The 23,369-nt window shown below is 56.5% G+C and carries 25 protein-coding genes; 13 read left to right on the forward strand and 12 right to left on the reverse strand.

The window, feature by feature from the left end:
* Positions 1–79 precede the first annotated feature (79 nt).
* Complete coding sequence (hslV, locus tag C8N42_RS13920; RefSeq protein ID WP_107817185.1) at positions 80–637, forward strand: ATP-dependent protease subunit HslV; 558 nt, start codon at positions 80–82, stop codon at positions 635–637.
* A complete protein-coding gene (gene hslU, locus C8N42_RS13925) occupies positions 634–1,935 on the forward strand; it encodes an ATP-dependent protease ATPase subunit HslU (RefSeq protein ID WP_107817186.1) in 1,302 nt (433 codons plus the stop codon). The genes hslV and hslU overlap by 4 nt, the downstream gene beginning before the upstream one ends.
* Positions 1,936–1,953: 18 nt before the next feature.
* Here the strand turns inward: hslU and C8N42_RS13930 are convergent, their stop codons facing one another.
* Genes C8N42_RS13930 through C8N42_RS13940 form a run of 3 tightly spaced genes read right to left on the reverse strand, consistent with a single transcriptional unit; the run spans position 1,954 to position 4,255 of the window.
* On the reverse strand, positions 1,954–2,553 hold the full coding sequence (locus C8N42_RS13930; RefSeq protein WP_107817187.1) for a Smr/MutS family protein: 600 nt from the start codon (positions 2,551–2,553) through the stop codon (positions 1,954–1,956).
* On the reverse strand, positions 2,550–3,590 hold the full coding sequence (gene mltA / locus C8N42_RS13935) for a murein transglycosylase A (RefSeq protein WP_107817188.1): 1,041 nt from the start codon (positions 3,588–3,590) through the stop codon (positions 2,550–2,552). Before mltA ends, C8N42_RS13930 begins: the two co-directional genes overlap by 4 nt.
* Positions 3,590–4,255 (reverse strand): Tim44/TimA family putative adaptor protein, encoded by a 666-nt coding sequence (locus tag C8N42_RS13940; RefSeq protein WP_107817189.1) that lies wholly within the window; start codon positions 4,253–4,255, stop codon positions 3,590–3,592. Before C8N42_RS13940 ends, mltA begins: the two co-directional genes overlap by 1 nt.
* A 107-nt stretch (positions 4,256–4,362) precedes the next feature.
* On the opposite strand from C8N42_RS13940, the gene C8N42_RS13945 reads away from it, so the two are divergent.
* Together C8N42_RS13945 and secB are read left to right on the forward strand one after the other, a co-directional pair.
* Complete coding sequence (locus C8N42_RS13945) at positions 4,363–4,863, forward strand: FxsA family protein (protein ID WP_107817190.1); 501 nt, start codon at positions 4,363–4,365, stop codon at positions 4,861–4,863.
* Between the two features lie 57 nt (positions 4,864–4,920).
* Positions 4,921–5,436 carry a protein-export chaperone SecB gene (gene secB / locus C8N42_RS13950; RefSeq protein ID WP_107817191.1) on the forward strand — a complete coding sequence of 172 codons (516 nt, stop codon included), beginning with the start codon at positions 4,921–4,923 and terminating at the stop codon, positions 5,434–5,436.
* A 9-nt stretch (positions 5,437–5,445) separates the two neighbouring features.
* Here the strand turns inward: secB and dnaQ are convergent, their stop codons facing one another.
* The 4 genes from dnaQ to C8N42_RS13970 are packed head-to-tail and all read right to left on the reverse strand — an operon-like array spanning position 5,446 to position 8,207.
* The gene (gene dnaQ / locus C8N42_RS13955; RefSeq protein WP_107817192.1) at positions 5,446–6,186 is read right to left on the reverse strand and encodes a DNA polymerase III subunit epsilon; all 741 of its coding nucleotides are present in this window, start codon (positions 6,184–6,186) and stop codon (positions 5,446–5,448) included.
* On the reverse strand, positions 6,179–6,778 hold the full coding sequence (gene coaE, locus C8N42_RS13960; protein ID WP_107817193.1) for a dephospho-CoA kinase: 600 nt from the start codon (positions 6,776–6,778) through the stop codon (positions 6,179–6,181). The genes dnaQ and coaE overlap by 8 nt, the downstream gene beginning before the upstream one ends.
* Positions 6,775–7,605, reverse strand: a complete 831-nt coding sequence (locus C8N42_RS13965; RefSeq protein WP_107817194.1) for a shikimate dehydrogenase — start codon at positions 7,603–7,605, stop codon at positions 6,775–6,777. Before C8N42_RS13965 ends, coaE begins: the two co-directional genes overlap by 4 nt.
* On the reverse strand, positions 7,602–8,207 hold the full coding sequence (locus C8N42_RS13970) for a Maf family protein (RefSeq protein WP_211309196.1): 606 nt from the start codon (positions 8,205–8,207) through the stop codon (positions 7,602–7,604). The genes C8N42_RS13965 and C8N42_RS13970 overlap by 4 nt, the downstream gene beginning before the upstream one ends.
* Positions 8,208–8,603: 396 nt before the next feature.
* Between C8N42_RS13970 and hemJ the strand changes: the two genes are divergently transcribed.
* The 7 genes from hemJ (at position 8,604) to C8N42_RS14005 (ending at position 15,986) form a co-directional block, all read left to right on the forward strand.
* Positions 8,604–9,056, forward strand: coding sequence for a protoporphyrinogen oxidase HemJ (gene hemJ / locus C8N42_RS13975; protein WP_107817195.1), 453 nt, complete (start codon positions 8,604–8,606; stop codon positions 9,054–9,056).
* A gap of 128 nt (positions 9,057–9,184) precedes the next feature.
* Positions 9,185–10,456, forward strand: a complete 1,272-nt coding sequence (gene rho / locus C8N42_RS13980; RefSeq protein ID WP_107817196.1) for a transcription termination factor Rho — start codon at positions 9,185–9,187, stop codon at positions 10,454–10,456.
* 27 nt (positions 10,457–10,483) lie between these two features.
* Complete coding sequence (mnmE, locus tag C8N42_RS13985) at positions 10,484–11,779, forward strand: tRNA uridine-5-carboxymethylaminomethyl(34) synthesis GTPase MnmE (protein WP_107817197.1); 1,296 nt, start codon at positions 10,484–10,486, stop codon at positions 11,777–11,779.
* A 16-nt stretch (positions 11,780–11,795) separates the two neighbouring features.
* A complete protein-coding gene (mnmG, locus tag C8N42_RS13990; protein ID WP_107817265.1) occupies positions 11,796–13,664 on the forward strand; it encodes a tRNA uridine-5-carboxymethylaminomethyl(34) synthesis enzyme MnmG in 1,869 nt (622 codons plus the stop codon).
* The gene (gene rsmG, locus C8N42_RS13995) at positions 13,664–14,281 is read left to right on the forward strand and encodes a 16S rRNA (guanine(527)-N(7))-methyltransferase RsmG (protein WP_107817198.1); all 618 of its coding nucleotides are present in this window, start codon (positions 13,664–13,666) and stop codon (positions 14,279–14,281) included. Before mnmG ends, rsmG begins: the two co-directional genes overlap by 1 nt.
* Positions 14,274–15,074 carry a ParA family protein gene (locus C8N42_RS14000; protein ID WP_107817199.1) on the forward strand — a complete coding sequence of 267 codons (801 nt, stop codon included), beginning with the start codon at positions 14,274–14,276 and terminating at the stop codon, positions 15,072–15,074. The genes rsmG and C8N42_RS14000 overlap by 8 nt, the downstream gene beginning before the upstream one ends.
* Positions 15,075–15,077: 3 nt before the next feature.
* Positions 15,078–15,986, forward strand: coding sequence for a ParB/RepB/Spo0J family partition protein (locus C8N42_RS14005; RefSeq protein WP_107817200.1), 909 nt, complete (start codon positions 15,078–15,080; stop codon positions 15,984–15,986).
* Here the strand turns inward: C8N42_RS14005 and hemW are convergent.
* The 4 genes from hemW to rph are packed head-to-tail and all read right to left on the reverse strand — an operon-like array spanning position 15,983 to position 18,856.
* On the reverse strand, positions 15,983–17,140 hold the full coding sequence (gene hemW, locus C8N42_RS14010; RefSeq protein WP_107817201.1) for a radical SAM family heme chaperone HemW: 1,158 nt from the start codon (positions 17,138–17,140) through the stop codon (positions 15,983–15,985). The genes C8N42_RS14005 and hemW overlap by 4 nt on opposite strands.
* Before the next feature lie 2 nt (positions 17,141–17,142).
* Positions 17,143–17,526, reverse strand: coding sequence for a RidA family protein (locus tag C8N42_RS14015; RefSeq protein WP_107817202.1), 384 nt, complete (start codon positions 17,524–17,526; stop codon positions 17,143–17,145).
* Positions 17,523–18,143 carry an RdgB/HAM1 family non-canonical purine NTP pyrophosphatase gene (rdgB, locus tag C8N42_RS14020; protein ID WP_107817203.1) on the reverse strand — a complete coding sequence of 207 codons (621 nt, stop codon included), beginning with the start codon at positions 18,141–18,143 and terminating at the stop codon, positions 17,523–17,525. Before rdgB ends, C8N42_RS14015 begins: the two co-directional genes overlap by 4 nt.
* The gene (gene rph / locus C8N42_RS14025; RefSeq protein ID WP_107817204.1) at positions 18,143–18,856 is read right to left on the reverse strand and encodes a ribonuclease PH; all 714 of its coding nucleotides are present in this window, start codon (positions 18,854–18,856) and stop codon (positions 18,143–18,145) included. The genes rdgB and rph overlap by 1 nt, the downstream gene beginning before the upstream one ends.
* A 121-nt stretch (positions 18,857–18,977) precedes the next feature.
* On the opposite strand from rph, the gene hrcA reads away from it, so the two are divergent.
* Together hrcA and C8N42_RS14035 are read left to right on the forward strand one after the other, a co-directional pair.
* Positions 18,978–20,042: a heat-inducible transcriptional repressor HrcA gene (gene hrcA / locus C8N42_RS14030; RefSeq protein WP_107817205.1), complete on the forward strand. Its 1,065-nt coding sequence runs from the start codon at positions 18,978–18,980 to the stop codon at positions 20,040–20,042.
* An 11-nt stretch (positions 20,043–20,053) separates the two neighbouring features.
* Positions 20,054–20,629 carry a nucleotide exchange factor GrpE gene (locus C8N42_RS14035; protein WP_107817206.1) on the forward strand — a complete coding sequence of 192 codons (576 nt, stop codon included), beginning with the start codon at positions 20,054–20,056 and terminating at the stop codon, positions 20,627–20,629.
* On the opposite strand, the gene mutS is transcribed toward C8N42_RS14035, so the two are convergent.
* Positions 20,626–23,283, reverse strand: a complete 2,658-nt coding sequence (mutS, locus tag C8N42_RS14040; RefSeq protein WP_245890144.1) for a DNA mismatch repair protein MutS — start codon at positions 23,281–23,283, stop codon at positions 20,626–20,628. The genes C8N42_RS14035 and mutS overlap by 4 nt on opposite strands.
* Between the last annotated feature and the right edge of the window lie 86 nt (positions 23,284–23,369).

Consider the following 23,369-nt stretch of genomic DNA (forward strand, 5'->3'; position numbering starts at 1 on the left):
TTTCATGCCGGATTTCAGGCCCCGGTTGCACCCTGCGGTTCACAGTCACATATAGAGAGCCAAGCGAAAGGAACTCCGAATGTCGAAAGAAGAATTTCCCGGTTGGCACGGCACGACGATCATCGGCGTGCGGCGCGGTGGTGAGGTGGTCGTGGCCGGTGACGGGCAGGTGAGCCTCGGTCAGACGGTGATCAAGGGCACGGCACGCAAGGTGCGGCGGTTGAAGCCCGGCGGGCATGATGTGGTTTGCGGCTTTGCCGGATCGACCGCCGACGCGTTTACACTTCTGGAGCGGCTAGAAAGCAAGCTGGAGGCCACGCCCGGCCAACTGGCTCGCGCCTGCGTCGAACTGGCGAAGGACTGGCGCACCGACAAATACCTCTCGAAGCTTGAAGCTATGCTGATCGTCACCGATGGTGAGACGCTTCTGGTCGTGACCGGTGCGGGCGACGTGCTTGAGCCAGAACATGACATTGCAGCGATTGGATCGGGTGGCAATTTCGCCCTCGCTGCGGCCCGCGGATTGATGGAAACCGAGCACGACGCCGAGACCATCGCACGCAAGGCGATGGCGATCGCTTCCGACATCTGCGTGTATACCAATGGCAACCTGACCGTTGAGAAGATTTCCAAATGACTGACCTGACCCCCCGCGAGATCGTGTCCGAGCTGGACCGCTATATCATCGGCCAGAATGACGCCAAACGCGCCGTCGCTGTGGCGCTGCGTAACCGGTGGCGGCGCAAACAGTTGTCCGATGACCTGCGTGAAGAGGTTTATCCCAAGAATATCCTGATGATAGGCCCGACCGGCGTCGGCAAGACGGAGATTTCCCGACGTCTGGCAAAACTCGCCAAAGCGCCTTTCGTCAAAGTCGAAGCCACGAAATTTACCGAGGTCGGCTATGTCGGCCGTGATGTGGAACAGATCGTGCGCGATCTCGTCGATGCGGCGATTTCCCAAACCCGCGAGCAGATGCGCGAGGATGTGAAAGCCAAGGCACAGGGTGCCGCCGAAGATCGTGTGATCGAAGCCATCGCCGGGAAAGACGCCCGCGAACAGACCCGCGACATGTTCCGCAAGAAACTGCGAAGCGGTGAGTTGGACGACACGGTGATTGAGCTTGAGCTTCAGGACACGGGTACGCCGATGGGCATGTTCGAAATCCCCGGTCAACCGCAGATGGGCGGCATGATGAATCTCGGCGATCTGCTCAAGGGCCTCGGCGGGCGCACTGTCAAGAAACGCCTGACCGTCGCAGAAAGCTATGATGTTCTGATCGGTGAAGAAGCCGACAAACTTCTGGACGATGAAATTGTGACCCGCGTGGCGCTTGAAGCCGTCCAGGAAAACGGCATCGTCTTCATCGACGAGATCGACAAGGTTTGCGCGCGTCAGGAAACCCGTGGAGGCGATGTGTCGCGTGAAGGGGTACAGCGGGATCTCCTGCCGCTGATCGAGGGCACGACGGTTTCGACCAAATACGGGCCGGTGAAAACCGACCATATCCTGTTCATAGCATCGGGTGCGTTCCACATCGCCAAACCTTCGGATTTGTTGCCGGAATTGCAGGGGCGTTTGCCGATCCGGGTGGAATTACGTGCACTGGAAGAGGGCGATTTCGTCCGCATCCTGACCGAAACCGACAATGCGCTGACGCTGCAATACAAGGCGCTGATGGAGACCGAAGAGGTCGAAGTGACCTTCACCGACGACGGGATCGCAGCCATCGCCAAACTTGCCGCCGATGTGAACACGACGGTGGAAAACATCGGCGCGCGGCGACTTTACACGATCATGGAGCGGGTGTTCGAGGAGCTGTCTTTTGTCGCTCCCGACAAGCCCGGCGAAAAGATCACGGTCGATGCCGCCTATGTCCACGCCCATGTAGACGAAATGGCGAAGGCGGCGGATGTCAGCCGTTACATGCTCTGACGTTTCACATGAAACCCGTCACTTCGGGCGGCGCAGGTAGACGTAATACGCGCCTGTGCCGCCGTGTTTCAGATGCGCCTCCGAGACCTGCAACACCGCCTCGCGCAGGGGCGATGTGTGCAGCCAATGCGGCACCTGATGTTTCAGCACACCTCTGCGCACCGGAATCGGCCCGTCGTCGTCACGATGCTTTCCCTTACCGGTGATCACCAAAACAAGCCGCCGCTCCATCGCCCAGGAATTGAGGATAAACCGCATGAGCGCAGGATGCGCCTGCGCCAGGGTCATGCCGTGAAGGTCGATACGGGCCTCGGGCAGTATCTTCCCCTTACGCATTTTGCCGAATTTCTTGCGATCCATACGTAGCGGTGATTGCGACAGGCGCTCGGAAATCGTCGGTGCCAAGTCGTGACCCAACGCGGTTTTCTCAGCGTATTTGCCGATCTCGATCTCAAAGGCCTCCATCTCGCGCGGGACTTTTGGCGCAGGAGTCTTCGTAGGTTCGAGGCGGGGCAGGGGATCGGGCATCCGCTCGACATGAAGAGGCGTCGCGGTCTTGCGCACCGCGTTCCAGAGCGTCTTGTCCTCTTCCGTCAGCGATTTCTTGCGACGGCTCACCCCTCCGCCCTCTCTTCAAGCGCATAGGCAAGCTGAATCGGCATGAGGACGATCATTCGTCCCGGATCACGGATTTTCCCGGCTTGGTCACCTGCCAAATCGCCCGTGCCAAAAAAGATATCGGCCCGCTGCGCGCCCTTGATCGCCGATCCGGTATCTTGCGCAATCATCAGGCGGTGGAGCGGGGTTTCTCCCTCCTTCTCAATCCAGACCGGCGCCCCCAAGGTGACGAATTTCGGATCGACCGCGATGGAACGCATGGTCGTGATCGAGCGATGCATCGCGCCGATCGGTCCCTTTTCCGCGGGCAAACGCGGCAGCTCTCGGAAGAACACATAGGACGGGTTGAAATTCAAAAGCTCCGTCCCCTCATCGGGATTGCGTCGTACCCAGTTCTGAATGACCTTGGCCGAGACCTGATGTGCATCGTAGACGCCACGTCGGATCAGTTCCTGCCCAACGGAGCGATAATCGCGCCCGTTGTGACCCGCGTAACCGATGCGGATCACGGACCCATTGTCGAGACGAATGCGCCCCGATCCCTGCACCTGGAGGAAAAACAACTCCACCGGATCGTCGACCCAGGCAATCTCAAGCCCGCGCCCGGCCAGCGCCCCGTCGGTAATGTCCCGACGGGTCAGATAGGGCGCGCCTGAGACGACATCGGGGGGCAAACGATAGACGGGGTAACTGTAGCGCGACGTCTGATGGCGAGACCCGCGCAGTTCCGGTTCGAAATAACCGGTGAAAAGAGGGGTTTCGCCGTCCTCGATCAGGACCGGGCGGAAAAACAATTCGAAAAAGGCGCGGGCGTCGGGCACACGGGCGGCGAGTTCGCAAAGCTGCGGCCATTCCGGCCCATCAATCAGATCGCAAGTGTTGCGAAAAACCGAGAGGGCCGCAGCATGATCGTCTGCGGCCCATTCGTTCAAATCGTCAAAGGAAAGAACCCGCACCATGAAATCCTCCGCAAAGGATGCTGGCGCGCTCAGGGCGAGCCATGCCGCAAAGGCAGCCTTGGCCACCCTCGCCCACATCAGGCACCGGTCGCGACAAGCTGCCAGTTCGGATCGGCACTCCCCAGATGGCGGGCAAAGGTCCAGATGTCTTTCTGACGCTTGACCGCCTTGGGATCGCCTTCGACCACCTCGCCTTCGGCATTGCGCACGACGGAGGTGGTCTCGCCCACGAAGCGGATCTTGATCTCCGCCTCGTCCGTTGCCCGGTCAAGATCGGCGTCGATGATCTGAATTTCACGCAGACCGACAAACTGGCTGTCGATGGTCAGCCCCTTGGCCTGACGGTCCGCCACAACGGAGGCAAAGGCCTCGTACACGTCTTCGGAAAGGAAAGGTTTGATGCTGTCGAGATCGTCGTGTTCGAAGGCCATGAGGATCATCTCATAGGCTCCGCGCGCGCCGGAAAGGAATTCCGTCACGCTGAACGAGGGTTCCACACGCTTGATCGCCGCCAGATTTTCCGCCGCTCGGCTACCCGCTTCGACATTGTCGACGATGTCGTGATCGACACCCCCGTCGATGACTTCGAAATCGCGACGCACGCGCCCGGTCTGCTCCGGGTCCGGAAACTCGGCACGGGGTTTTTCAAATCCTTCCCGCGTACCCAGAACGCTGCGCAGACGCAGGATGAGGAAAATGGCAATGCCCGCGAGGACGAGAATGGACAGAAGGGAATTCCCCATCGGCGTTCGATCTCCGTTCAAACGTGGAAATAACTGTGTTCCGACCTTATGTAGGTGACGCACCCCGCCAAGTCTACCTGCGGGGCGGAGATAAGAGAGGACTTTCCATGTGGCTTTTCGCGCTTTTTGTCGCTGTTCCGATCATTGAGATCGCCCTGTTCATTCAGGTCGGCGGTCTGATCGGGCTCTGGCCCACGCTTTTGATCGTCGTCGTGACGGCTGTTCTGGGCACCGCGCTCGTGCGGCAACAGGGCGCTTTGGCCATGTCACAACTGCGACAGTCCTTTGCCGAACTGAACGATCCGGCAGAGCCTCTTGCACATGGCGCGATGATCCTTCTCTCCGGTGCGCTCCTGCTTACGCCCGGTTTTTTCACCGATACAATGGGATTTCTGCTGCTTATCCCGGCGTTTCGCACCTTTGTGCTCAAGGAGCTTCGTAAACGGGTGAAGGTGCAGAGCTTTGTCATGGGACAACAGGCGAGTTTCACGCAGAACACCGCCAATCGGCAAAATCCGCATGATCCGGGTGTGATCGACGGAGAATGGGAAGAGCTGGACACAGACAAACCGAAAAATCAGGGGCCGTCTGGCTGGACTCGCCATTGAGGCATTGCCGCCGACCTGATACAAATCCGCGAATTTCATTTTTCGAGGACAGAGAAGATGGCCGAAAACGGCACTACCGCTCCGCAACCCGAGGCCGCCGCTCAACCCGCGCCGGTCAAAATGCAGATTCTGGGTCAGTTCATCCGGGACATGTCGTTTGAAAACATTCTGGCTCAGAAAGGCCTGAAGGTCGAAGGCCGCCCGGCGATCTCCGTTCAGGTCGCGCTCGATGCGAAAAAACGCGAAGAAGAGCATCAATTCGAAGTCGCCACCAAGGTGAAGATTGAATCCAAGACCGAAAGCGGCGATCAGACCCTGTTCATCCTCGAGCTGGATTACGCCGGTGTATTCCACATCGAAAATGTGCCGGACGAGCAGATGCATCCCTTCCTGATGATCGAATGCCCGCGTATGCTCTTCCCGTTCCTGCGCCGCGTGACCCATGACATCACCCGCGACGGTGGCTTCCCGCCACTGAACCTCGATAACATCGACTTCGTTCAGCTCTACCGTCAAGACATGCAACGTCGTGCCGCCGCCCAGCAAGAGGCTGCCTCTGCTCCGGTCAACTAAGTCGCTAGCTTAGCTGAATTTCTTCCAAAGTGCGCCGTCGCCCAACTGCTCGACAAAGGCAGCATGGGCGGCGGCTTCTTCGTCTGTGATGCGAGGAGGCAAAGGTACAGGGCGCCGGGTCGGACGCCATGCTTCCTGCGGGCCCGTATCGGCGCTGGAAGATTTCTTGCGGACCGGCGCAAGCACAAGATCGGGCTGACGCCCGCCGATCAACTCAAGATAAACTTCCGCCAGAATTTCGGAGTCGAGAAGCGCGCCGTGCAACGTCCGCGACGAGTTGTCGATCCCGAACCGGCGACACAGCGCATCAAGCGTCGCGGGCGCGCCGGGAAATTTCTTGCGTGCCATCGGCAGAGTGTCGATTGCACGTTCATAGGCAATCTCCGGCAAACCGATCCATTTCAGCTCGGCATTCAGGAATTTCATGTCGAACGCCGCGTTGTGGATCACGAGTTTCGAATCCGTACCTATGAAATCGAGGAAAGCCCGACCGATCTCCCGGAAAAACGGCTTGTCCTTGAGAATGACCTCGCCATCCTTTGGCGGGCGCGGATTTCGAAGCAAATCCGGTCCGATGCCATGCACACCAAAGGCCTCGTCCGGCATATCGCGATCCGGGTGGATGTACTGGTGATAGGTTCGCCCCGACGGCATGTGATTCTCAAGCTCGATCGCTCCGATTTCCACAAGACGATCTCCGCTGAACGGGTCGAACCCGGTGGTTTCGGTATCGAGTACGATCTCACGCATGGGATAAACGGCTCCTGATTTGGGAGAGCACATCCTGCACCTGTGCGCGGGCGGCTTCAAGGCTTGTACTCTCGATCACGAAATCCGCGCGGGCGCGCTTTTCCGCGTCGGGCAGTTGTTTTGCGAGTATGGCCTGAAAATGTTCTCTGGTCATACCGGGACGGGCAAGGACACGCTCAGCCTGTGTTTCCGCATCTACGGAAACGACGACGACCGCATCCATGGACTTTTCTGCCTGCGTCTCAAAAAGCAAGGGAATGTCGATCAAAAGGATCGGTGCATCGGAATGATCAATGAAATCAGAACGATCCTTTGCGACGAGCGGATGCACGATCTGCTCGATGGTTTTGAGCGCTGTCGCGTCCTCGGCAATAATCTCTTTCAGCCGTTCTTTCGACACTGCACCCTCTACAATTGCCTCGGGAAACGCCTCCGATATAGCCTGAACCGCCGCGCCGCCCTTTTCATAGAGCCGCGCCACGGTCGCATCCGCGTCCCAAACTGGCACGCCTTCCTCGGCAAACAGCTTTGCCGTGGTGCTTTTTCCCATGCCTATAGAGCCGGTGAGACCGATGAGGAAAGGCCGGGTCATACGGAAAGAATGAAATCGCGTGTGGCCGCGTCCACCTCGGGGCGCTGACCGAACCAGCGTTCGAACCCGGGCGCAGCCTGATAAAGCAACATGCCAAGCCCATCGACCGTCTGACAGCCTTTTTGCGTCGCCTGTTCGAGAAAGGCCGTGCGCAAGGGCGTGTAAACGATGTCAGTCACCACGGCGTCGGAACTCAGAAGATCGAGTGGCACTTTCAACTCCGGCTGCCCCTGCATCCCGAGAGAGGTGGTATTCACCACGGTTGCCGCACCTTTCATCATATCGCCTGCATTGACCCATTCGACCACGGAGATTTTCGCTCCGAATTCTTCGCGCAAGGCATCGGCACGCGTGCGCGTGCGATTAGACAGGCGGATTTCCGGCACACCGACTTCGAGAAGAGAAGCAATCACTGCGCGCGCCGCGCCGCCAGCGCCCAACACCACCGCAGGCCCCGCCTTCGGGTCCCAATCTGCATTCATCCGCAGGTTTTCGACAAAGCCATAACCGTCCGTATTGTCGGCATGAAGCTTGCCATCCGCCCGGAAGATCAAAGTATTCGCGGCTCCGATCAGCGCAGCACGGTCCGTGACGACATCGGCAATCGCCAGAACATGCTCCTTGTGCGGAATGGTCACATTCGCGCCGACAAACCCCATTTTCGGCATGGCGCGCAGCACTTCTTCGAGATCGACCTGTTCCACATGCAGGTGCACATAATGCCCCGCAATGCCGTAGCGCTTGAGCCAATACCCATGCAGCGCCGGAGACTTGCTATGGGCGACCGGCGCACCAATTACGCCGGCCAATGGAATATGTTCACTCATGATGCAATCACCCCTCTTTCCGACAGATATGCCAGAAGCGGCAGCAGGGGCAAACCCAGGACGGTGAAGTAATCGCCGTCAACCCGGGAAAACAGGCGCACACCTTCTGCCTCCAACATATAGGAGCCGACACAATGGCGAATCTGATCCCAGTTGCGGTCCAGATAGGCATCAAGATAGCTGTCTGAAAAGCGGTTCATTTCCAAACGCACTTCCCCGACATGACGCCATTTCGGTTCGCCGTTTTCATAGATCACGACCGCGGACAAAAGCTTGTGCCTCTCCCCGCGCATCGCTTGCAACTGTTCCCGCGCCTCACCCTTGTCCTGCGCTTTCGACAGGAGCTGTCCTTTGAACGACAACGTTTGATCGCACCCGATCACCATCGCTTCCGGGTGTTTCATCGACACCTTGCGTGCTTTACCTTCGGCCAGCGCATCCGCGATGTCGCGCGGCGTTGCGCCCTCGGCCACGAGCGCATCCTTTACAGTTTCTTCATCTATACGACCGACGATGACCTCGAACGGCACACCCGCATTGCGCAGGAGCGTTTGACGAATTTCAGAGCCGGAGGCGAGGATGAGTTGTCCCGGGATGTTCATAATTCTGTTGAAAACTCCTGTGTGACCGCGTTGACCATTCCGGTCATATCTTTACCTGTCATTTTCACGGGGGATAAATACGCAGTCCAGCCTCATTTGCTCCGCATCTTATATGCGTGGGTAAGACAAATCGTCCCTCTTTGCATAACTGTAAAACTCCCGGTCAGGGAGCGTTTTCTCCCCATGTGTTCCAGTTTTATCTTTTAACAATACATTGAAATTAAATGAATTCTCTTCATATATCCGCAAGTGTGGATAAGAAATAAAAGACTTTTAAACCTCTGGACGAGACTGGGGATAAGACAATAATCCAGACTATCCACAGGCTCTACTAAATCATCATCTTTCTTTTTTCTTTTTATATTTTATTTAGAAGGAAACTGCGAAAGGACGGACATGGGCGATTTTCTGGCAAGCGTTTATCCTTGGACGAAATCGCTTCATGTGATTTCGATTATCGCCTGGATGGCCGGGATTTTTTACCTGCCACGGCTTTACGTACGGCATACCGAAAGCGTGGAGCAGGGGTCCGAGACCGATCTTCTCTTTCAGGACATGGAAATGAAGCTCCTGAAAATGATCATGAACCCAGCGATGATTTCGAGCTGGTTATTCGGTCTCTGCCTTGTCATGACACCCGGCATCATCGTCTGGTCCGATGGTTGGCCCTGGGTGAAAGCGATCTGCATTCTTGCAATGACATGGTTTCACATGTGGCTCGCCGTCCGTCGCAAGGATTTCGTGGCCGGGACGAATACCCGCTCCGGGCGCCATTACCGCATGATGAACGAGTTCCCGACGCTCCTGATGATAGTTATCGTCATCATGATTATTGTGAAGCCATTCTGAGAAAGATTGACTTCATCTCTTTCTGCTCTTACTTAGGCGCAAATCCCGGTCGTCCGGCCAAGAGGATTCTCCTGTGATATTTGAGAGAAAAAGACCCGCGCGGAATGCGTTGGTCATGATGGATTTCCATGACTGAAGAAAAACTCAATCTGGCCGATCTGAAAGCCAAGAGCCCCAAAACCCTCCTGGCAATGGCTGAGGAGCTGGAGATCGAAAACGCCTCCACCATGCGCAAGGGCGAGATTATGTTCCAGATCTTGCGTGAGCGTGCGGACGAGGGCTGGGAAATCTCCGGTGATGGTGTGCTTGAGGTATTGCAGGACGGTTTCGGCTTTCTGCGCTCACCCGAAGCCAACTATCTTCCGGGTCCCGATGACATTTATGTCTCCCCGGAGGTGATCCGCCAATACGGTCTGCGCACGGGTGACACCGTTGAGGGCGTGATGCAGGCGCCGAACGAGAACGAGCGCTATTTCGCGATCACCAAGGTGACGCAAATCAACTTCGAGGAGCCGGAAAAGGCGCGTCACAAGATTGCTTTCGACAACCTGACGCCGCTCTATCCCGACGAGCGCCTGAAAATGGAGATCGAAGACCCGACGATCAAGGATCGCTCGGCCCGGATCATCGACCTGGTGGCGCCGATCGGGAAAGGCCAGCGTGCGCTGATCGTTGCGCCGCCGCGCACGGGTAAGACCGTCCTGCTGCAAAACATCGCGCATTCGATCGAGACCAACCATCCTGAATGCTATCTCATCGTGCTTCTGATCGACGAACGTCCGGAAGAGGTGACAGACATGCAGCGCTCCGTGAAAGGGGAGGTCGTGTCCTCCACCTTCGATGAACCTGCCACCCGTCACGTTGCCGTTTCCGAGATGGTGATCGAGAAAGCCAAACGTCTCGTTGAACACAAGCGGGATGTCGTGATTCTGCTCGACTCGATCACCCGTCTGGGCCGGGCCTTCAACACTGTCGTGCCGTCGTCGGGCAAGGTTCTGACCGGCGGTGTCGATGCCAATGCTCTGCAACGTCCGAAACGCTTCTTCGGTGCCGCACGGAACATCGAAGAGGGTGGTTCGCTCACCATCATCGCCACCGCGCTCATCGACACCGGTTCGCGGATGGATGAGGTGATTTTTGAGGAATTCAAAGGCACGGGTAACTCGGAAATCGTTCTGGATCGCAAGGTCGCTGACAAGCGCGTCTTCCCGGCCATGGACATCCTCAAATCGGGCACCCGGAAAGAGGATCTTCTGGTGGATGCGAAAGATCTCCAGAAAACCTATGTGCTGCGCCGTATCCTGAACCCGATGGGCACCACGGATGCGATTGAGTTCTTGATTTCCAAGCTCAAGCAGACCAAAACAAACTCAGAGTTCTTCGACTCGATGAACGCTTAAATCAAAGGATATCAATAGGTTAAACCTATGGATACGATTTACGCCCTAGCAACGGCTCGTGGCAAGGCGGGTGTCGCAGTGGTCCGGATTTCCGGGCCGCTTGCGTTTTGGGTTGTCGAAATGCTGGCTGGTGATGTGCCTGCGCCGAAGCGCACGGCGCTGCGGCAGCTCAAGGATCGCGATGGGATTGTACTCGATGAAGCTTTGGTAATTTGCTTTGAGGAAGGCGCGTCCTTCACTGGCGAACAAAGCGCGGAATTGCAGCTTCATGGTTCGATTGCCATTGTGAATGCAGTGTTGAAATCCCTTTCGGAAATTGACGGTCTGCGTCTGGCTGAAGCCGGGGAGTTTACGCGGCGTGCATTGGAAAATGAGCGTCTCGACCTGGCACAGGTCGAAGGGCTTGCCGATTTAATCGAGGCGGAAACCGAAGTTCAAAGACGTCAGGCCTTGAAAGTGTTTTCCGGGGCTCTGGGGGAGAAAACCGAACGCTGGCGTCGCGCGCTTTTGCGGTCCGCGGCTCTGCTGGAAGCTACGATTGATTTCGCCGATGAAGAGGTTCCTACCGACGTTTCGCCCGAAGTTCTGGTTCTGATCGCGGAGGTGATGATCGAACTGGAAGCCGAAGTCGCGGGCGCAAAAATGGCCGAACGCATCCGAGATGGGTTTGAAGTTGCCATCGTCGGCCCTCCGAATGTGGGTAAGTCCACCTTGCTCAATATGCTTGCCGGGCGCGAAGCGGCGATCACGTCCGAAGTTGCGGGCACGACGCGCGATGTTATCGAAGTGCGGATGGAGTTGAAAGGTCTGCCTGTCACGCTTCTCGATACGGCAGGACTTCGGGAGACCGAAGATGTCGTCGAAGCTATCGGCATCGAGAGGGCGCGCGAGCGGGCCCGGCATGCCGATCTGCGTGTGATTCTGATTCCATCGCCCGATGCCAAGCCGGAGATCGAACCCGAAGAAGGGGATCTCGTGGTGATCGGAAAAGATGACGCGGGTGAATATTCTGGAAAGATGCTCTCCGTTTCGGGTAAGACGGGGCGTGGCGTCGATCTCATGGTGGCGGGGATCGCCGAAACCCTGAGCATGCGCGCAAGTTCTGCCTCGACCGCGATCCGGGAAAGGCATCGTGTGGCTATGAAAGCAGCGCTGGCCTCTATGGAATCGGCGCGAAATGAGGTATTGAACGGGCCTGACCGGACCGAGCTTGCTGCCGAAGAGCTGCGGCGGGCGATTCATGCGCTGGATTGTCTGGTCGGGCGAATTGATGTGGAAGCTGTGCTTGGTGAGATTTTCTCCAGTTTCTGCATCGGTAAATGAGCAAGGAGTGTTTCACGTGAAACATACCGACTTCGATGTTGTCGTCGTGGGTGGCGGCCATGCAGGATGCGATGCGGCAGCGGCAGCGGCGCGAATGGGTGCGCACACCGCACTTGTGACGCTGAAGCGCGAGAACATCGGGGTGATGTCCTGTAACCCTGCAATCGGTGGTCTTGGTAAAGGTCATCTTGTGCGCGAAGTCGATGCGCTCGACGGTGTGATGGGGCGGATTGCAGATAAGGCGGGGATACAGTTCCGTCTTTTGAATCGCCGCAAAGGCCCAGCCGTGCAAGGACCGCGTGCGCAGGCGGATCGTAAGATTTACCGCACTGAAATGCTTGCGGAACTTGAGGCGACACCAAATCTGACGATCATCGAAGCCGAAGTGACTGATCTCCTGATGGCTGGCGAAGCCGTTGCAGGCGTTGTTTTGGGAGACGGTTCGGAAGTGAAATCCGGTAGTGTGGTTCTTACGACTGGCACTTTCCTGAATGGTTTGATCCATATCGGAGACGTCAAACGTCCGGGAGGGCGTATGGGGGATAAGCCCTCGATTGCTTTGGCAGATCGTCTTTATGGGTTTGATCTGCCCATCGGACGGTTGAAAACCGGCACACCCCCTCGTCTCAATGGCAAAACGATCAACTGGGATATTCTTGAAGAACAGCCTGGGGATGAAGATCCTGTGGTGTTTTCCTTCCTGAATCGCAAACCTTTTGCGCGTCAGGTGTCCTGCGGGATTACCCACACGAACGAGAAAACCCATGACATTATTCGGGGTAACCTGTCCCGATCCGCGATGTACGGCGGTCATATAGAGGGTGTTGGTCCGCGCTATTGTCCGTCGATCGAAGACAAGATCGTGCGCTTTGCCGACAAAACCTCACATCAGATTTTCCTTGAACCCGAGGGGATTGATGACGACACCGTCTATCCGAACGGAATCTCAACCTCTTTGCCTGTCGAAGTTCAGGACGATTACGTGCGTTCGATTCGTGGTCTCGAAGAGGTCGAAATTCTTCAACCGGGTTACGCCATTGAATACGATTACGTGGATCCGCGCGCGTTGCGCCTGACGCTTGAGTTGCGCGATGTGCCTGGACTTTTCTTGGCGGGACAGATCAACGGCACAACGGGCTATGAAGAAGCGGCCGCACAAGGTCTTGTAGCTGGTATGAATGCTGCCCGTAAATCTATGGGGCAGGAGGGTGTGACCTTCACCCGTTCCGACAGTTATATCGGAGTTATGATCGACGATTTGGTGACCCGAGGTGTGAGCGAGCCCTATCGCATGTTTACCTCTCGCGCGGAATTTCGTTTATCCCTGCGCGCAGACAACGCTGACCAACGTCTCACTGAAAAAGGTCTTGAGCTTGGCCTTGTGGGGGAAGGGCGCAAGATTGCTTTCAGGGAAAAAATGGAAGTTCTGCATAAAGCTCGGGAACAGCTTGAAAGCACCAGCTATACGCCTCGTCAATTGGGCGCAGTCGGTATTTCTGTGAGTTCTGATGGCGCGCGACGCAATGCTTATCAGGTTCTCGCATTTCCGGATGTGACGTTTGAACACGTGATTTCTCTTGAACCCGCTCTCGCGGATATTGCGCCTGAAATACAGGAACAGCTTGCACGCGATGCGCTTTATGCGAATTACATCGAACGTCAAAAGCGGGATGTTGAGGCGCTGAAACGGGATGAAGAAAACATCATTCCGGATGATTTCGATTATTCTGCGTTGAGCGGACTTTCGAACGAATTGCGGACAAAGCTAACCAAAGCACGGCCTCAAACCATTGCTCAGGCCGGACGCGTGGAAGGGATGACGCCAGCGGCAGTAACCTTGATCTTGGCGCGCCTACGTCAGGTTCAGCGTCAGAAGGCTTCCTGATGCAAATCGAAAAAATAGCGGGTCTCGATGTTTCACGTGAAACATTGGAGCGCCTTGAAAGTTATCTGGCGCTTTTGAAAAAATGGAATCCGGTGATCAATCTGGTTTCTAAATCGACGTTGGAACAAGCGTGGCAGCGTCACTTTGTCGATTCGGTTCAGATTTTCTCCATAGCCCCCAAAGGCCTTCGTCATTGGGCTGATTTCGGAAGTGGCGGTGGTTTTCCTGGTCTTGTCTGTGCGGTTCTGGCCAAGGAATTGTCACCTGAAATCCGCTTCACGCTCATAGAATCGGATCAACGCAAAGCGACATTTCTCCGAACTGTGGCGCGTAAGTTGGAACTCGATGTCGATGTTCGGTCACAACGTATCGAACAGGTTGCGCCACTTCACGCCGATCTCATATCTGCACGTGCCTTGGCCAGCTTATCCAAACTTCTGGGTTTCGCCGAAAGGCATATGGGGCAGGGAGGACACGCCATTTTCATGAAAGGGATTTCTTTCCGTGAAGAGATCTCCGAATCCCTTGAAAGCTGGCGCTTCAGCTACGAAGAATACCCGAGCGTCACGGATCCCGAATCCGTCATCCTTCTTATCGGAGATATTGAGCGTGTCTGACCTTTCCAAACCCAACAGTCCGAAAATTATTGCGGTGGCGAACCAGAAGGGCGGGGTTGGAAAAACGACGACTTCGATCAATCTCGCTGCGGCGCTGGTGAAAACCGGGTGTCGAGTGCTGGTTGTCGATCTTGATCCTCAAGGCAACGCGTCAACCGGCTTGGGGATTGATCCGGAAAACCGGAATTATACCACCTATGATCTTGTGCTTGGAGATGTCGATCTTCACGACGTGATTCAGACCACGGAATTCGAAGGACTTTGGATCTCTCCTGCAACGGTGGATTTAAGCTCCGCCGATATTGAAATGGTTGCCAATGAAAAACGCAGCTATCTCTTGCACGATGCGCTGCGCCAGCCCGCAATTGACGATTTTCTCTTTGATTTTATCCTCATCGATTGCCCGCCTTCGCTCAGCCTGCTGACCGTCAACGCAATGGTTGCCGCCGATTCCGTGCTTGTTCCTCTGCAAAGCGAGTTTTTCGCGCTTGAGGGGCTGTCGCAGCTCATGTTGACTGTCCGCGAAGTGCGGCAAACCGCCAATTCAAAATTAAGAATCGAAGGTGTTGTGTTGACGATGTATGATCAACGCAACAACTTGTCCCGGCAAGTGGAACAGGACGCACGTGATAACCTCGGGGATCTGGTGTTTCAGACGGTCATTCCACGCAATGTCCGGATCAGCGAGGCGCCGTCTTTTGCACTTCCAGTTCTGGATTATGATCCGGCTTCGAAAGGGAGTCAGGCGTATCAGGCGCTCGCCCTCGAAGTTTTGGCAAAAAAAGGACGATAAAACATGTCGCAATCGGGCAGAACAAAGAACAGAGGTCTGGGGCGCGGATTGTCAGCATTAATGGCGGATGTCACGCAGGATACTGTGTCCCCTGAAGCTGCGACTGAGCCTCGTCGTGCCGATATGATGGTTCCGATTGAGAAGATTGAGCCTAATCCAGATCAGCCGCGTCGCACTTTTGATCAGTCTGCGTTGGATGAGCTGGCCGAATCAATTCGCGAAAAAGGGGTGATTCAGCCTCTGATCGTGCGAGAAAATCCGCGTAAGGCGGGTGAGTATGAGATTGTGGCCGGTGAACGGCGCTGGCGGGCCTCGCAATTGGCGCGTTTGCACGAACTTCCGGTTCTGGTGCGCGATTATTCCGACACGGAAGTGCTCGAAGTCGCGATTATTGAGAACATTCAGCGTTCCGATCTGAACGCGATTGAGGAGGCGGCTGGTTACAAACAGCTTATGGAGCGCTTCGGCCATACCCAGGAAAAACTATCTGAAGCTTTGGGGAAAAGCCGGAGTCACATTGCCAACCTGATGCGTCTTTTGCAGCTTCCGTCTGATGTTCGGGATTATGTGATTGAAGGCCAGCTTTCCGCTGGGCACGCGCGGGCGCTCGTGACGGCCGACAATCCATCTGAATTGGCGCGCGAGATTATTCATAAAGGGCTTTCCGTCCGTGAAACTGAAAAGCTGGTGAAGGGAGAAAAGACCCCAACCCAGCCTAAAAGCCCCAAAACGTCTAGCTCCGCTGAGAAAGATGCGGATACGAGGGCGCTCGAAGGCGATCTCTCGGCAGCAATTCGCATGAAGGTGAGTATCACACATAAAGATGGTACGGAGCAGGGAACTGTGACGATTTCTTATGAAAGTCTGGATGAACTGGACACGCTTTGCGCGATCTTGTCGCGGGGTGCTTAAGCGTCCGGGATCAAATCCCGGATGATTGCATTCAGCAGGGGCCGACCTTTTTCCGATACGGAAAGGCGGCCCTTTTCCTTTTTCACAAAACCATCATCAATTAAGTAATTGCTTTCAATTGAAAATTCTTGTCCCAAAAGGGCCGAGAGCCGCTCAATCTCGACGCCTTCGGTAATTCTTAGCCCCATCATGAGGTATTCAACGGCCTGATCGTAACCACTGAGCGCTTCGCGAGGATTTTCCCCATGGCCGTTTTGCTCGACCGAGGCGAGCCAGAGTTGCGGCGACAGGGGGGTGTCGATGGCGTATTTCTGTCCGCCAAATGTCAGCCGCGCATGTGCACCGGGTCCGATCCCGGCATAATCGCCATAGCGCCAGTAGATCAGATTATGGTGGCTTTCAGAGCCCTTTTGGGCGTGATTAGACACTTCATAGGCGGGCATACCCGCCTTTTCACACTCTTCCTGAGTGATGAAATACATGTCTGCTGCGTCATCATCCGTAGGTAAATTGCGAAGCTGACCGCGATTGTAACGATCTCCGAAGGCTGTGCCTTGCTCGATCGTCAGCTGGTAAAGCGACAAATGATCGACCGCCATGGACAGAGCTTCGCGCAATTCCTTGCGCCAAGCGTCCTTCGTCTGGCCCTGGCGGGCGTAAATCAGATCGAAACTCACGCGATCAAAGGTGTTTCGGGCAATTTCAAAGGCTTTCTGCGCCTCGGAAACCGAATGTAGCCGACCAAGTCGTCTGAGATCCTCGTCATGCAGAGATTGAATCCCCATCGAAACGCGATTGACGCCGGCGTCGCGATAGCCCTGAAAACGACCCGCTTCGACAGAAGTGGGATTGGCTTCAAGCGTGATTTCCACATCGTTCGCAAGTCTCCAACAGTCTCGAACCTTGCCTAAAATGGCATTTACAAGCTCGGGGTCCATTAGAGAGGGCGTGCCGCCTCCGAAAAATACTGTGTTCAGAACTCGTCCCGATGTTTCCCGTGAAACACGTTCGATCTCGGACAGATAGGCGCGTTCCCATGCCGACTGATCAATCGACGCGGCAACATGGGAGTTGAAATCGCAATAGGGGCATTTCGACTGGCAAAACGGCCAATGGATATAGAGGCCAAAGCCACCGTTTTGCCAGTCTTCCATTGTCAGCCTTTGAAAGCCGTGATTTCGATTTCGATCTTCATCTCGGGTTTGATGAGATCAGCAACGACCATGGTGGCCGCCGGGCGAATATCGGCAAGAAACTCGCCAAGTGCCGAGACAACTTCGTCCACTAGGGCGGCATCGGTGATCGTGTATTGCACACGTACCGTATCCTTGAGCGAGAAATCCTCACCCTCCAGTACGCTGGAGATGGTTTTGAACGCGTTGCGTGCCTGATCGGCGATGCTCTCCGGCATGGTCATCGTGGCGTAATCGTAACCCGTGGTACCGGACACGAAACACCAGTCACCCTGCACCACGGCTCGGGAGTAGCCCATGACTTTCTCGAAATCAGAGCCGGAAGAGATCAGTTTGCGGGTACTCATGTGTTGAGATCCTTGAAGGGTCCGGAGACCAGTTTACGAAACGCATCTGCACGGTGGCTCATGGCCTGTTTCCGTGCGTGGTCCATTTCCCCGAACGTTTCAGATTCACCGTCGGGAAGGAACATCGGGTCGTAGCCGAAGCCATGCAGACCGCGTGCGGGCCAAACAATTCGGCCTTCGACGGTGCCTTCGAAAATCTCGTCATGACCATCGGGCCAGGCGAGGCAGAGTGTGCAACAAAAGCGCGCGGTGCGAGGTTCGGCTGCGTTTGTCTCTTCGAGGCGGTCCCAGACTTTTTGCATAGCCATTGCAAAATCGCGGCCATTGGGCGTTTCGGCCCAGTCCGCGGAATACACACCGGGTGCGCCCCCAAGCCCATCAATCGCAAGACCGCTGTCATCGGAGAGGGCAGGGAGGCCGCTGGACTTGGCGGCAAAATGCGCCTTGATCCGCGCGTTTCCGGCAAATGTGTCTTCGGTCTCTTCTGGTTCTTCGAAGCCAAGCTCACCAGCGGAGATGACTTCGATCCCGAAAGGTTCCATAAGCTCCGCGATTTCACGAAGCTTGCCTTTGTTATGAGAGGCGAGGACCAGTTTGTTGCCGTCGAAGCTGCGCATCACGCGACCGCCGCGTTTTGTGCGGCGACAAGTTCCGCCACGCCTTTTTCGGCGAGATCGAGAAGCTCATTCATCTGCGCACGGGAATAGGTGGCCCCTTCGGCGCTCATCTGGGTTTCGATCAGTTGACCATTCGCCATCATGATGAAGTTCCCGTCAACGCCGGCCTCGGAATCCTCGGGATAATCGAGATCGAGCACCGGCTGGCCAGCATAGATGCCACAGGACACGGCCGCGACATTCGACATCAGTGGATCGGAAATGAGATCGCCCGCCTTGATCAGTTTGTTGACGGCGAGACGCAGCGCAACCCAACCACCTGTGATGGAGGCGCAGCGGGTGCCGCCATCGGCTTGGATCACATCGCAGTCCACGGTGATCTGACGTTCGCCAAGAGCCACGCGATCCACACCGGCGCGCAGGGAACGCCCGATCAGGCGCTGAATTTCTACTGTGCGCCCGCCTTGTTTGCCCTGAGACGCTTCACGCCGCATCCGCGATGAGGTCGAGCGCGGCAGCATGCCATATTCGGCGGTGACCCAGCCCTGACCGGAATTGCGCATGAACGGCGGCACGCGCTCCTCAATCGTGGCGGTGCAAAGCACATGAGTGTCACCGCAGCGGATCAGACAAGACCCTTCGGCATGTTTTGTCACACCGGTCTCGATTGAAATCGGCCGCATCTCGTCTAAATTTCTACCCGAGGGTCGCATGATAAATCCTTCCGCATGTGTTGCGGCAGACATAGCGAAGAGGGGCTCGGACACGCAAGCCTCATTGACCCCCGTGCCCGATGTCTTTTAATTGCATGAGGTCTATAAAGACGCAGGAAAAATGACCGAACGAGCCAATATGATTGCTGAAATGAACGACCGCTCGCGGGAGGTGTTTCGGCGTGTGGTCGAAGGCTATCTCGACAGTGGCGGTCCCGTCGGTTCGCGTACACTGACGCGGACGATGAGCGAAAAGGTCTCCGCCGCGACGATCCGTAACGTGATGCAGGATCTCGAATATCTCGGACTTCTCGACAGCCCGCATGTCTCCGCTGGCCGGGTTCCGACCCAGCTCGGGCTGCGGCTTTTTGTCGATGGTCTGCTGGAGGTCGGTACCGTCACAGATGACGTGCGTGCCAAGATGGAGCACACTGTCCGCAATGAAAGCAGCGATGTTGGTGGTATGCTGGACCGGGTCGGATCGGCGCTTTCGGGGCTCACGCAAGGTGCAAGCCTTGTGCTTGCGCCGAAACACGAAGCCCCTGTGAAACATGTGGAATTCGTCAGCCTCGCACCGGATCGTGCTCTGGTCATTCTGGTTTTTGCCGACGGGCAGGTGGAAAATCGCGTCTTCGCGCCGCCCATCGGGCAAACCCCCTCTTCCTTGCGTGAGGCTGCGAATTTTCTCAACGCACTGGCTGAGGGCAAAACCCTTGCCGAATTGCGGGCTGTCGTTGAGCGTGAGATCAGGATGCGCCGTCAGGAACTCGACAGCCTTGCCGCCGAATTGATCGAAAACGGTTCGGCCTTTTGGGAGGGCGAGGGATCCTCCTATGAGCGTCTCATCGTGCGCGGGCGTGCAAATCTTCTGGGCGAAAGTGCGGAGGCCGATGAACTCGACCGGATCAGGACCCTGTTCGACGATCTCGAAAAGAAGCGTGACATCGCCGAATTTCTCGAATTGACCGAGGATGGCGAGGGGGTGCGCATTTTCATCGGCTCTGAGAACAAACTTTTCTCTCTTTCGGGTTCCTCTTTGGTGGTTTCTCCATATATGAACGCTGAACGAAAAATTATCGGTGCCGTGGGCGTCATCGGACCGACCCGTCTCAATTATGGGCGGATCGTTCCGATCGTCGACTACACGGCCCAGCTTGTGGGGCGGATTTTGTCCGGCAAGGCGTGAAAAGGTGGAACATGACGGATCCGAAAAAAGACATGTCTGAAGAGATCGAAACCGAGATCGACGAAATCATCGATATCACTTCCGAGGAGGCTCTCGAAGGCCCGGATGAGGATGATGTGATGGCCGAGCTGGAACAGCTCCGTGCCGAGCGCGACGAATTCCGTGACCGCTTCATGCGCGCGGTGGCCGATGCGGAAAACTCCCGCAAACGCGCAGATCGTGACCGTCGCGAGGCGGAAAACTACGGTGGCTCGAAACTGGCGCGCGATATGTTGCCGGTGTTCGACAACATGAAACGGGCGGTCGATACGATCACCGAAGAACAGCGCGAACAGCAGGCTGCGCTGATCGAGGGCATCGAGTTGACCATGCGCGAGTTGCTGAACGTTTTCGGCAAGCATGGGATTCAGATCATTGCTCCCGAAGTGGGCGACAAGTTCGATCCGAACCAGCACGAAGCCATGTTCGAGGCCCCGGTCCCGAACACAAAAGCGGGCGACATCATTCAGGTGATGAACGTCGGTTTCATGATCCACGACCGTCTGCTGCGTCCGGCGCAGGTCGGCGTGTCCTCGACGCCCGCTTAAATCATCGCTTTGAGATCATAGAGAAGCTGCAACGCTTCTCTCGGAGACAGCTCGTCGGGGGAAACCTCGGCGAGCTTTTTCTCGACCTTGCTCTCTTTTGGGGCGGCGGGCGGCGGTGCGGGAGGAATGGCGGCGAACAACGGCAGATCGTCGATGATCGCTTTCGGGTTTGCGGCACTTTCCGCCTGACCCTTCTCCAGAGTCTCCAGAACGGATTTCGCACGCGCCACCACCGCATCCGGCAGGCCGGCGAGCCGCGCCACCTGAACCCCGTAGGAACGATCCGCCTTCCCCTTGATCACCTCATGGAGGAAAATCACTTCACCCTCCCATTCCTTTACCGCCACAGTCGCATTGTCCGCGCCGGGCAGTTTGTCGGAGAGCGATGTCATTTCATGGTAATGCGTCGCAAACAGTGCTCGGCATTTGTTGACATCGTGCAGATGTTCGAGCGTCGCCCAGGCAATCGATAACCCGTCATAGGTTGCCGTACCACGTCCGATTTCATCGAGGATGACCAAGGCCCGGTCATCTGCCTGATTGAGGATCGCGGCAGTTTCGACCATTTCGACCATGAAGGTCGAGCGCCCACGCGCCAGATCGTCCGACGCACCGACGCGGGAGAAAAGCTGAGATACCACCCCGATATGCGCCCGTTCCGCCGGGACATAGGAGCCGGCCTGTGCGATCAGCGCGATCAGCGCGTTTTGCCGCAGAAAGGTCGATTTACCGGCCATGTTCGGCCCGGTCAAAAGCCAGATCGCAGCACCGTCGTGCCCGTCGGACAGAGCGCAATCGTTGGCAACGAATTTTTCTCCGCCCTGTTTGCGTAGTGCGCGTTCCACAACCGGGTGACGCCCGCCTGTGACAAGGAATTCGCGACCCAAATCCACCTGAGGGCGCGTCCAACCCTCGTTTTGCGCCAGATCGGCAAGCGCTGTGATCAGGTCCAGTTCTGCAAGTGCTCCAGAGGCATCGTTGATCGCCGGGGCACGTTCCAGAATGGCCATGCGAAGCACTTCAAAGAGACGTTTTTCGATCTCAAGCGCCCGCCCGCCCGCGTTATGGATTTTGGTTTCAAGTTCGGACAACTCCAGCGTCGTAAAGCGCACCTGATTGGCGGTGGTCTGACGATGGATAAAGGTCTCCGACAGCGGTGCGGAGAGCATTTTTTCCGCATGGGTCGAGGTGGTTTCGATGAAATAGCCGAGCACATTGTTATGCTTGACCTTGAGCGACTGCACGCCGGTCATTTCGGCGTATTTCTTTTGCAGGGAGGCAATGACGCCGCGTCCTTCATCGCGCAATGTGCGGCATTCGTCGAGTTCCGCGTCGTAATCTGGGGCAATGAACCCACCGTCGCGAGACAGGAGCGGAGGTTCCGCGACCAGAGCCGCATCCAGAAGGTCTATGAGTTCGGCATGATCGGTCAGAAACGCCATTTTCTGCTGGATCAGGGTCGAAACCGGAGCATCTACGAGGATATCTCGAATGCTCTCAGCTTGCGTGAGTCCGTTACGTATTGCGGCAAGATCACGCGGTCCGCCACGGTCGAGACCGAGCCGGGACAAGGAACGCTCCATATCCGGAACCTTGCGCAACGCTTCGCGCAGGGACTGAGCCGTTCGTGTGTTTTCAATCGCGAAAGTGATTGCATCGAGCCGGTCGGTAATCACCGCCACATCACGCGAGGGGCTGGCCAGACGGCGTTCCAGAAGCCGCCCGCCCGCTGCCGTGACCGTGCGGTCCATGGTTGCGATCAGAGAGCCTTCGCGCGATCCGGAGAGCGAATGCGAAATCTCAAGATTGCGCCGGGTCGAGGCGTCGATCTGCATCGCGCCACGCAAGGATTCCCGCACGGGCCGCCGCACCAGCGGCAGTTTGCCTTTCTGCGTGATGTCCAGATAGTCGATGATCGCACCCATCGCGGAAATCTCGGGCAGGGTGAACTGTCCGAAGGCATCCATCGACGAAACTTTGAAAAGCTCCGTCAGGCGGGTTTGCGCTGAGGTGCTGTCAAAAGACGACCGCGACAGGTCGGTCATGCGATCATGAAAATCAGGCACGAATTCAGCCCAGTTCGCGTCATGAGCCTCGGACACCACGATTTCGGACGGGTTCAGTCGCGCCAGTTCGGGCCCAAGTCCGACAAGCGGGCAGGGCATGACATGAAAGGCCCCCGTGGAAATATCGACCCAGGCAAGCGCGCCCTCTTCGCGGATTTCCGCATAAGCCGCGAGGAAATTGTGACGCCGCGCATCCAGAAGGCTGTCTTCGGTCAGTGTGCCAGGGGTAACGAGGCGCACCACATCGCGTTTCACTACCGATTTGGACCCGCGCTTTTTCGCTTCGGATGGGTCTTCGAGCTGTTCGCAAACGGCGACTTTGAAGCCCTTGCGAATAAGGTTGAGCAAATAGGTTTCCGCTGCGTGTACCGGTACGCCGCACATCGGAATATCGTCGCCTGCATGTTTGCCACGTTTCGTCAGCGCGATATCGAGTGCTTCGGAGGCGGCTATCGCGTCGTCAAAGAACATCTCGTAGAAATCGCCCATGCGGTAAAACAGGAGCGCATCGCGATGCCGCGACTTGATTTCGAGATATTGCGCCATCATAGGCGTGGCGGCGGGCGTTTGTGAGGTCACTGTTGGCATCCGGTTTTGATTTCGGACCAACTTATCGCTCCGATAGGGGAGGTAAAGGGCCAGATCGCGTTCTTTTTGTTGAGCATCCTCCGGGC

Source organism: Celeribacter persicus (genome assembly GCF_003050785.1).
Classification (GTDB): domain Bacteria; phylum Pseudomonadota; class Alphaproteobacteria; order Rhodobacterales; family Rhodobacteraceae; genus Celeribacter; species Celeribacter persicus.